Genomic DNA, 9,762 nt, shown 5'->3' with positions numbered 1-9,762 from the left:
AAGGTTCAGTTTTTAGCTTGGTTATCGCTTTTTCCATTGTAGCTTAAAGCCGTCCTCAAAGGACGGGGTTTTAACCCAAATTTTCGATAACCATTTATGAGAAGATGGGCGAAGCGTACCAAACGCCGCTATACTTACTTCGCCTATTTAGTTGCTTATCTATGCACTCTCTGTCTTTCCCCCGTCGCACTAAAATTGTCGCCACGATCGGCCCGGCCTCGCAAAATAAGGAAACATTACGTCAGATGATCAAGGCGGGGGCGACGACTTTTAGATTAAACTTTTCCCATGGCGATCACGATTACCATCGTCACACCATTAACCTGATCCGTCAGTTAGCCTTTGAACTCAATCAACCCATTGGCATCCTTCAGGATCTACAGGGTCCAAAAATTCGCTTAGGTAAATTTGCCTGTGGGTCGATCACCCTGAAACCGGGGGAACCCTTTATCCTTACTTCTAGGGATGTGGAATGTAATCAGGAAATAAGTTCCATTAGCTATCCCTCTCTGGCCCAAGAAGTCCCGGAAGGTTCCAGAATTCTCCTCGATGATGGTAAAGTCGAAATGCGGGTGGAATCAGTGGATCGCCTGAAAGGAGACCTGTCCTGTCGCGTAGTGGTTGGGGGTGTCTTATCCAGTAATAAAGGGGTAAATTTTCCCAACGTCTATCTGTCGGTGAAAGCTTTAACCGATAAGGACAAAAAAGATTTAATGTTCGGACTGCTGTGGGATGTGGATTGGATTGCCCTTAGTTTTGTGCGTAATCCCCAAGATATCCTCGAAATTAAAGAATTAATCGCCAGTGCGGGTAAATCTATCCCCGTGATCGCTAAAATTGAAAAACACGAAGCGATCGAGGAAATGGAGGAAATTTTATCCCTCTGTGATGGTGTGATGGTGGCTAGGGGAGATTTAGGAGTAGAATTACCAGCCGAAGACGTGCCAATCCTGCAAAAACGACTGATTAATACCGCTAATCAGCTAGGCATCCCGATTATCACCGCCACTCAAATGCTTGACAGTATGGCCAGTAATCCTCGTCCCACCCGCGCCGAGGTTTCGGACGTGGCTAATGCGATTTTAGATGGCACTGATGCGGTCATGCTTTCCAATGAAACGGCTGTGGGTCATTATCCCATCGAAGCGGTGGCAACAATGGCGCGCATTGCCGAAAGGATCGAACGGGAACAGATCAATAGTGCCGCTCGCTCTAACAATAAACAATCGATTCCTAACGCTATTTCCTCGGCAGTCAGTCAAATTGCCGAACAATTGGGGGCAGCGGCAATTATTACCCTGACAAAAACCGGCTCTACTGCCCGTAATGTCTCCAGATTTCGCCCCAAAACCCCGATTTTAGCCGTTACTCCCCATCGAGAAGTGGCACAGCAGTTACAGCTAGTTTGGGGCGTAAAACCGATGTTATTACTCGATTTACCCTCCACTAGCCAAACTTTTCAAGTGGCGATGAATCTCGCCCAGGAAAATAACCTCCTAGCGGATGGTGACTTAGTGGTGATGACGGCGGGAACTCTGCAAGGGGTGGCCGGTTCCACGGATTTAATTAAGGTGGAAGTGGTAAAATCCCTTTTGGGCAAGGGTACGGGTATCGGCCAGGGTGTGGCTAGGGGCCGGGCGCGGGTAGCCCATAATGCCCGAGAAGTGGGTAGTTTTAGTAGTGGGGAGATTTTAGTCGTTCCCACCACCAGCGCCGAATATGTGGATATGATGCGGAAAGCTGGCGGAATTATCACCGAAGATACCGCCATGAACAATCACGCCGCTACTATCGGGTTAAAATTGGGTATTCCTGTGATTGTCGGGGTTAAAGATGCCACGAAAATTATCCGCGAAGGGGTGATCATTAGTCTCGATGCTCAACGGGGTTTAATTTATTCTGGTATTGGCAATGGCGCGGGAACTATGAAAAACTGAGTCGGTTATCAGGGGATAGGGGATAGGGGATAGGGATTAGGGAAATGGGGAAATTCAACTAATATCCCAAAACCCCAACACCCTAAAACGCCAAAACGCCAAAACCCCAACCCCCAACCCCCAACCCCCAACACCCCAAAACCCCAACACATATTTTCACTTGTCTATGAGCGATTCTCACTCTGCTGCCGTCGATAATCCGGCCTATACTGTTGAACAAGCGATCGCTAATATCCAGCAAAGAGAAGACCTAGGAGCGCGTTATTATGCCGCTTGGTGGTTGGGTAGATTCCGCGTTCGTCAACCGGAGGCGATTTCGGCGTTAATTGCCGCTTTAGAGGACGAAAGCGATCGCACTCCCGATGGCGGTTATCCCCTGCGACGCAATGCCGCCAGCGCTTTAGGGAAATTAGATGATCTCAGTTGTGTTCCCGCTTTGATTGCCTGTCTCGACTGCGAAGATTATTATGTGCGCGAATCGGCTGCCCAGGCATTGGAAATGCTTCAGGATCGAAGCGCGATCGCACCTTTAAAGCAACTATTAGAGGGTGGCATCGAAGTGGCCGTTTTAGTGGCGGGAAAACCCCATTTAGTCCAACCCTACGAAGCGATTATCGAAGCCTTGGGAACCCTGCAAGCAACGGCAGCGATTCCCCTCATCGAACCGTTTTTACAGCATTTCGTCGAAAAAGTGCGTTATGCGGCTGCCCGCGCCCTCTATCAACTCACGGCTAACCCCCACTATGGCGATATTCTGATTAATGCCTTGCAAGGGGAAGAATTACAGCTGCGTCGTTCTGCTTTAATGGATTTAGGCGCTACGGGTTATCTGCCGGCCGCCCCTGCGATCGCTAATACGTTGGCGGAAAATAGTCTGAAACTGGTTGCTCTCAAGGAACTTTTAGAAAACCATCTAAAAACTAATTCTAGCAAGGAAAATCTCTCCGAAATTCTCACTTTAATGGATGGTTTATTATAATCAATAATTGGTTATTTTTTATCTAAATTCAAACGGATAAAATCCAGAGTTTTTATGCTAATTCAAACTGATTATGTCGGCTGGCTGAACGAAACAATCACTCTGTTAAAACAAAAAAACTTTGATAAAGTTGACTGGGAAAACTTGATCGAGGAGATAGAAAGTTTGGGCAGAAGTCAAAAACGTGAACTCCGCAACCGGTTAACCACCATCTTAGAACACTGCCTCAAACTCTGCTATACTGATTACGTTCAAGATTATCGAGGTTGGCAAGAAACTATTAGGCGCAGTCAACGGGAACTAGAAGAACTTTTGAGCGATTCTCCTAGTTTAAAAACCTACTGGAATCAAGTATTTTTAGATTGCTATGCCACGGCTTTAAAAAGCTTGCGAGATAACCCCGATTATCAATCATTTAACTTTCCCGATGATTGTCCTTTTCCCCAAGAAGTTAGTCAGATTTTACAGAAAAAAGTTTGGCGATAAAATTATCTTTAAAAGTTTGTTGGTGGGGTTAGGAGACGGTCAACTCTGAGACGATGTCCGCTCAGTTCATACTTCATCTTTATGAGAAATGCTGTAAATAATTGGTTATTTTCTATGAAAATTCAAACTCATAAAATCCAGAGGTTTTATGATAACTCAAACTGATTATGTCGGCTGGCTAAACGAAACAATCACTCTGTTAAAACAAAAAAACTTTGATCAAGTTGACTGGGAAAACTTGAGCGAGGAGATAGAAAGTTTGGTAGTCTTAGGCTAAGTTTCTAGGTCATTGGTTTATGGGGTAGCCAAATATCCTAAAACAGGATAGAGTATTGATATTCATACTGTTTATAAGACGATAAAAAAATCCATGGATATACCTGAGCCTTCCCATAGCCTGCCAAGTATAAAAAAGAATAAAGCAACAAGCACTGTTGGGCGTGGAAAAACTGTCCAACTTACTGAGAAACTGGCTTTTTCAGCTTGGAATAACAGCAGTGTTAGTCTGAGTCTTGGTAATAGCATTGAACATTATGATTCTTGGGAACAACCTATAGTAATAATCTCAGACGGAGGCTACGGTCTTTTAGGATTTGAAGGTGATACATCAGATCATCTTGACTTACCTGAATGGTATGAACCTCATGTGGAAGCTTGGTCTAAGTTGGCCTTGCCAAATACAACTCTTTGGTTTTGGAACTCAGAAATTGGCTGGGCTGTGGTACATCCAATACTTGAGAAATTTGGTTGGCGATATGTTAATTGTAATATATGGAATAAAGGAAAAGGTCATATTGCAGGTAATGTCAACACAGAAAAAATAAGGCGTTTTCCAGTTGTTACAGAGGTTTGCGTCCAATACGTTAGAGAAGTCAAAATTGCTGACTTAACACTTAAAGAATGGCTCCGAAAGGAATGGTTAAGATCGGGCTTACCTTTGCGTCAAGCTAATTTAGCTTGTGGTGTCGCCGATGCGGCAACAAGAAAATATTTTGACCAAGGACATTTATGGTATTTTCCCCCACCGGAAATGTTTGAAAAATTAGTTTTCTATGCCAACGAACACGGAAACCCAGAGGGAAAACCCTATTTTTCTAAAAATGGCCAGCGTCCTTTAACAGGTAAAGAGTGGGAGAAGATGCGCTCTAAATTTAATTGCCCTCATGGTTTTACAAATGTTTGGGATCGTTCAGCTTTGCGCGATGATGAACGAATTAAGTCTCAGGATGGTAAAGCTGTTCACTTAAATCAAAAGCCACTGGATCTGATGAAATTAATTATTAAAGCTTCAAGTGAGGAACAGGATGTGGTTTGGGAACCATTTGGGGGGCTTTTCAGTGCCTCTTTAGCTGCCAATATCCTGAATCGAAAAGCTTTCGCTTGTGAAATTGACGAAACTTATTTCTATTATGGAGTCAAAAGGTTTAGTCAAGTAGTTCATCAATGTTCCCTTCTTTAATGCCAAGGTGTTCCCTGAAAGCAGATTTAATTAACTCCTCTCGACGACTAGCTAAAAGCCTGTTCCACCGTCCAACTTCCATTCCAGAGAACTGTGTTCGATAAACACGCTTTTTAAAATCCTCAATTCCTGGATGCACAATCCTGTCCATTTTAGCAAAATTGGTGTCTAATCTGTATTTGAAGCGAGTGATCAGTTCCCGTAAGAGCATTTGATACTCTTGTGTAGGCTGATAAATTCTTCCATCATTTCCCCAAGAATTAACTATTTCTTGAGCTTGAAATAGTTCTTCATCCGTTCCTTGAAATTTGTATCCATTAGTATTTGTTTGCTGCAAATTTGCTGTTCTTTGGGTTGTATCTTCGGGTTCTAGAACAAGGTAATCAGGAGGATTATGATAGTGGTCATCTCTCGCTTTAGCCACTGAAAAGCCAGAGACAACGCATACATCTAGAATCTTGGGTTTGCCATAAATTACCGCTTCGGGCAGCCAAGCTATTAGGGAAACGTAGGTTTGATCAAACTGAAAATGATTTTGACTATCTTTGAAACGGGCTGTTATTTCAGTAGCTAATGGGAACCATGCTTTTATTTCTAATCCGGGGGTAGGCTGGATGCTACCCATGAAGACAGTATCAGGAAATCCTGGATCTTGCCTTTTCCATTCACCAAACGGCGCAAATATTTCCTGCTTATTCAAAAACTCAACAGTGTTAAATTCAATCAGATTTCCCAATAGTGGTGATAGCTTTGAAATTACTTTGGCTAAATTAACTGCTGCAGCAACCGATATTGGTCTAGCAATGTCTAATAGGTCAAATCTATGTCCAGACAAATCATCTAGATATTGCGATGCAAGGCTAATAACATCTTCTGTATTCATAACCCTTCCCCAGAAGATGTGGGCTGACAAGCTTGCTCAACTTGCCTTAAAATTTCGCAAGGATCTACACCGATTACACGACTAACCAGAAGGAACTCAACGACATCTAATCTTCTTTCACCATTTTCGTATTTGGCAACGAAAGATTGCGGCTTTTGGATGGCTTTAGCGAGGGCTGCTTGGGTTAAATTCGCATCCTTACGAGCGGCGATCAGGCATCGACGAAAGACATGGTACTCTGGGCTAAAAATAGATTTCATCGTGCTTTAATTAGCACAGAAGTTAACAATTCCAAGATAAACCTATTTTAGGATAATCCCAAAATGGGATTTTAACTTCCCTACGGCCTTAGTAAACAGCTTGACACCCCTAGTGTAGCGGACGGTATGGATTCTTTGGTACAATAACGGAGGTTACTCGCTGCTAAAGCTTGCGAGATAACCCCGATTATCGATCCTTTAACTTTCCCGATGATTGTCCTTTTCCCCAAGAAATTAGTCAGATTTTACAGAAAAAAGTTTGGCGATAAAATTATCTTTAAAAGTTTGTTAGTGGGGTTAGGACATAAGAATCAGTCGTCAGGAGATTATTTTTATTTATTCTCCCTTCTCCCCACACCCCACACCCTACACCCCACACCCCTAACCCCTCATCCCCTCTACTGATAACCAATGCTTCCTACCGTTGAAACTTTAATTATTGCCGTCGAAAAAGCCGACTCAGCTAACGGGTTGCTGACAGCCGTAGAAAATCTAGCAGCGGCTAAAAGTGAAGCGGCAATCCCCACCCTCACCGATGTCCTAAGATATAACAACCCCGGTGCCTCCGTGGCAGCCGTGGATGGTTTAATCGCCATCGGCAAGGCGGCGGTTCCCTATTTACTGGCCAATCTAGACGGTTATAATTATGGGGCGAGAGCTTGGGCAACCCGCGCCCTAGCGGGAATTGGCGATGTGCGAGGATTGGACTTATTGCTTGAGGCGGCGGTGAGTGATTTTTCCTTTAGCGTGCGGCGAGGGGCGGCTAGAGGCTTAGGAAATATAATTTGGTCTGATTTGGAGGAAAGTCGGGTTTCTGAGGCTCAGAATGCAGTTTTTACGGCACTGGAGCAACTTTTGCAAGGGGATACAGAGTGGGTGGTTAGATATGCGGCGATCGTTGGATTGGAGGGGTTAGGAACTGCGGCGGTGGCATTTCGCAGGGCGATTCGGGAACTTTTAGGACAGATTCGGGAGACAGAAGCGGAAATAGTGGTAAAATTGCGCGCCGATCAAGCTCTGGAACACTTACAATAAGCCTAAGTCGAAAGTAGAAAAACTTATTTCTCTACAGGGAGAAACAATTACACTAACATTCTATGAAATATTGGCAGGAAATTTTAGCGATCGCTCAACGAATTTTAGTGGAATTAATCCGGCGCGGGCGTAGCTTAATCCTCTGGGGCATTTTCCCGATCCTTGTCCTGCTCTTAAATGGCTATATTATGGCAGAAAAAGGCAAAATTGAGCTTGCCGAGGCGATGGCTCTGGCTACTCCTCCCACCCTCGTCGGGGCGGCACTTTTCTTTAGTTGTTTGGGGGGAACCGTGGCGACGGTAGTAGCAGAAAGGGAACAACAAACGATTAAACGGTTATTTTTATCGCCTTTAAGCGGTGTTTCCTATTTTATCGGCATTTTTCTCGCCCATTGTGCGATTGCCGCCTGTCAGACAGTTTTAGTTTATTCTATTGCTAAACAGTATGGAGCCACTTTTAAAGGCTCAATTCCTCTAGAATTATTAATTATTTTTCTTAGTATCACCGCCTATGTGGGTTTAGGATTTATCCTCGGTACTCAACTGGCGAAAAGAACAGAAGATGTTAATGCTTTGGTGGGAACTTTTGGGGTTCCTTTATTAATTTTAGGCGGCGTTTTTCTCCCAACTGCTTTATTCCCAGACAATATTCTATCTCTGGCTAAATATAACCCTATCTACCACATGAATGAAGCTTTAATTGCTGTTTGGGCAAAGGGCGAAAATCTGCAAGATATTAGCTCTCATTTTCGTTTTCTCTGTCTTTTTGCTCTAGCTATGGTAGCAGGTGGTTGGCTTACCTATCGACAAATGTTAACCCTTGAACGCCGACTGTAAATCAGTTATCATTTATCATTTATCAGTTAGAAAAGGCAAGAGTATTGATTAATTTGTCTTCCCATGTCTCCCACTCCCTAATCCTGACTCCTGACTATCCTTATTACTTTATTACAAATGCTGACTATTAATAATGTCAAAAAAAATTACGGAAGACGCTTAGTATTAGATCAATTAAACTTTCATATTGAAGCGGGGGAAATTTACGGTTTACTCGGTCCCAATGGTGCAGGAAAAACCACCACTATTAACTTAATTTGTAATTTATTAAAACCCTCATCGGGAGAAATTACCTTTAATTATTTGCCAATTTCCAGAGTTACTAAAGAATTAATTGGGGTTGCCCCGCAAGAAAATTTATTGTACAAATCCCTTACTTGTGAGGAAAATCTCAACTTTTTTGCTCAGATTTATGGACTCGATCGCACCCAGCGTCGTCATCGGATTAAAAGCAGTTTATCCGCAGTAAATTTGCTTGATCGCGCCCGTAGTCCAGTGGAAACTTTAAGCGGTGGAATGCAGCGCCGGATGAATATTGCCGTGGCTATTGTTCATCAGCCAAAATTATTAATTCTCGATGAACCAACCACCGGTTTAGACATCGAATCTCGTTATGAAATTTGGGATTTAATCGGAGAATTACGGCGCCAGGGAATGACAATTTTATTAACTACCCATCTCCTCGATGAAGCACAGCGTCTCTGTCAACGTATCGGGATTTTAAAACAAGGTCGTATTATTGCCGAAGGTAATTTAAATCAGCTGCGTCAGCACATTCCTGCGAAAGAAATTATTATCATGGATACCCAGGATCAAGAAGCGGCAATAAATCGAGGCAAACAATTAGGATTTACTCCCAAATTTTACGGAAAAGATTTAGCTTTTTGGTTACATGAACATCTAGAATTAAGCGAGATTATTCGGGCATTCGATGGCATTAATATTGATTCTATCGCCCGTCAGACGATACAGTTAGAACATATTTATATGGAAATTATTAATCAATTTTAAACCCGTTTTTGAGAATTCAGGTTGATTATCGGCATTTTTTTCAGTAATTGGCCTCAATTAAGCTAAATCGCCGTTTTTTTTTAGCGTCATGATCATCTATAATTTTTGGATAGGTTCTATTAATTGGAGACGGAATCAATGATGAAATTAACTTCTATCACTGGCTTATTGGGTCTATCGGCGGTATTATTAAGCTCACATCTACCGGCAGCCGCGCAAAATTGTCGGCCACTTTCTCTATTAGGGGGTGAAGGTAGTGAAGTTACGAAAACCGTCTCACAACCCACTGTTCCAGGTCCTTTCGGTGTTATCATAACTCGTAATAATTGGAATACTGATTGGGCAGTTCCGGGGGGTAGAAGTTTTCAGAGGTTTATCGTTACGGTTTCTGTCCCCCGGGCTGCCTCCTTTGATATCCGGCTGTTTCTCAAGTATAGCGATCAAACTAACGAGGAATTTTTTAATACTAATGGAGTACGAATCGAACCCGATAAACCCTTAACAATTACTGCCACAGTACGGGCAAATGATCAACCTTTTTTAGTCAATCTTTTTGTCAATGGTATTCAGCACATCGGTAATACCTACACCGCTTCTGTTGTCGGTTGTGAACGATAAAATATATAGGGTGTGCTGAAAAAGTTTTTCTGGGGGCAGGGTGTGGGGTTTTAAGCTAAGAGGCATTTTAACCACCTATCCGATTAGCTGAATCTCACCCAATCCCTTTACTGTTGCCTCTTGTCTCATCTCAACAGGCAATTTAACTGCGCGGGTAGCCCCGGATTTTACCGAAATTTTGGGTTAAAGCCCCGTCCTTTTAGGACGGCTATTTAAACTATAGCTTGTTAACTTAACTTTTATTGTGCTATACTGATT

At 43.0% G+C, this 9,762-nt stretch carries 11 protein-coding genes and 1 pseudogene; 10 read left to right on the top strand and 2 right to left on the bottom strand.

The window, feature by feature from the left end:
* Positions 1 to 161: 161 nt before the first annotated feature.
* From pyk to BGL89_RS20440, 5 genes are all read left to right on the top strand, one after another.
* Positions 162 to 1,937 carry a pyruvate kinase gene (gene pyk, locus BGL89_RS20460; protein WP_286827375.1) on the top strand — a complete coding sequence of 592 codons (1,776 nt, stop codon included), beginning with the start codon at positions 162 to 164 and terminating at the stop codon, positions 1,935 to 1,937.
* 166 nt (positions 1,938 to 2,103) lie between these two features.
* Positions 2,104 to 2,916 carry a C-phycocyanin alpha-cysteine-84 phycocyanobilin lyase subunit CpcE gene (gene cpcE / locus BGL89_RS20455; RefSeq protein WP_286827374.1) on the top strand — a complete coding sequence of 271 codons (813 nt, stop codon included), beginning with the start codon at positions 2,104 to 2,106 and terminating at the stop codon, positions 2,914 to 2,916.
* A 54-nt stretch (positions 2,917 to 2,970) separates the two neighbouring features.
* Complete coding sequence (locus BGL89_RS20450) at positions 2,971 to 3,402, top strand: DUF29 domain-containing protein (protein WP_286827373.1); 432 nt, start codon at positions 2,971 to 2,973, stop codon at positions 3,400 to 3,402.
* Between the two features lie 148 nt (positions 3,403 to 3,550).
* A complete protein-coding gene (locus BGL89_RS20445; RefSeq protein WP_502692647.1) occupies positions 3,551 to 3,679 on the top strand; it encodes a DUF29 family protein in 129 nt (42 codons plus the stop codon).
* 93 nt (positions 3,680 to 3,772) lie between these two features.
* Positions 3,773 to 4,861, top strand: a complete 1,089-nt coding sequence (locus BGL89_RS20440; protein WP_286827372.1) for a DNA methyltransferase — start codon at positions 3,773 to 3,775, stop codon at positions 4,859 to 4,861.
* On the opposite strand, the gene BGL89_RS20435 is transcribed toward BGL89_RS20440, so the two are convergent.
* Together BGL89_RS20435 and BGL89_RS20430 are read right to left on the bottom strand one after the other, a co-directional pair.
* Positions 4,827 to 5,744: a hypothetical protein gene (locus BGL89_RS20435; protein WP_286827371.1), complete on the bottom strand. Its 918-nt coding sequence runs from the start codon at positions 5,742 to 5,744 to the stop codon at positions 4,827 to 4,829. The genes BGL89_RS20440 and BGL89_RS20435 overlap by 35 nt on opposite strands.
* Entirely contained in the window at positions 5,741 to 6,004 is a 264-nt protein-coding gene (locus BGL89_RS20430; RefSeq protein WP_286827370.1) for a helix-turn-helix domain-containing protein, read from the bottom strand. Before BGL89_RS20430 ends, BGL89_RS20435 begins: the two co-directional genes overlap by 4 nt.
* A gap of 167 nt (positions 6,005 to 6,171) precedes the next feature.
* On the opposite strand from BGL89_RS20430, the pseudogene BGL89_RS21400 reads away from it, so the two are divergent.
* The 5 genes and pseudogenes from BGL89_RS21400 to BGL89_RS20410 form a co-directional block, all read left to right on the top strand.
* A pseudogene (locus tag BGL89_RS21400) lies at positions 6,172 to 6,273 on the top strand (DUF29 domain-containing protein); the annotation flags it as partial.
* Positions 6,274 to 6,415: 142 nt separating this feature from the next.
* Positions 6,416 to 7,039, top strand: a complete 624-nt coding sequence (gene cpcF / locus BGL89_RS20425; protein WP_286827368.1) for a C-phycocyanin alpha-cysteine-84 phycocyanobilin lyase subunit CpcF — start codon at positions 6,416 to 6,418, stop codon at positions 7,037 to 7,039.
* A gap of 62 nt (positions 7,040 to 7,101) precedes the next feature.
* Positions 7,102 to 7,875 (top strand): ABC transporter permease, encoded by a 774-nt coding sequence (locus BGL89_RS20420; protein WP_286827367.1) that lies wholly within the window; start codon positions 7,102 to 7,104, stop codon positions 7,873 to 7,875.
* Between the two features lie 117 nt (positions 7,876 to 7,992).
* Positions 7,993 to 8,886: an ABC transporter ATP-binding protein gene (locus tag BGL89_RS20415; RefSeq protein WP_286827366.1), complete on the top strand. Its 894-nt coding sequence runs from the start codon at positions 7,993 to 7,995 to the stop codon at positions 8,884 to 8,886.
* 138 nt (positions 8,887 to 9,024) lie between these two features.
* Positions 9,025 to 9,504, top strand: a complete 480-nt coding sequence (locus BGL89_RS20410) for a hypothetical protein (RefSeq protein ID WP_286827365.1) — start codon at positions 9,025 to 9,027, stop codon at positions 9,502 to 9,504.
* The last annotated feature ends 258 nt before the right edge of the window (positions 9,505 to 9,762 follow it).

The organism is Microcystis sp. LSC13-02, from assembly GCA_002282935.1.
Lineage (GTDB): Bacteria > Cyanobacteriota > Cyanobacteriia > Cyanobacteriales > Microcystaceae > Microcystis.
The sequence above is the reverse complement of the archived record's forward strand: the minus strand, read 5'-3'. Positions and strand labels throughout refer to the sequence as shown.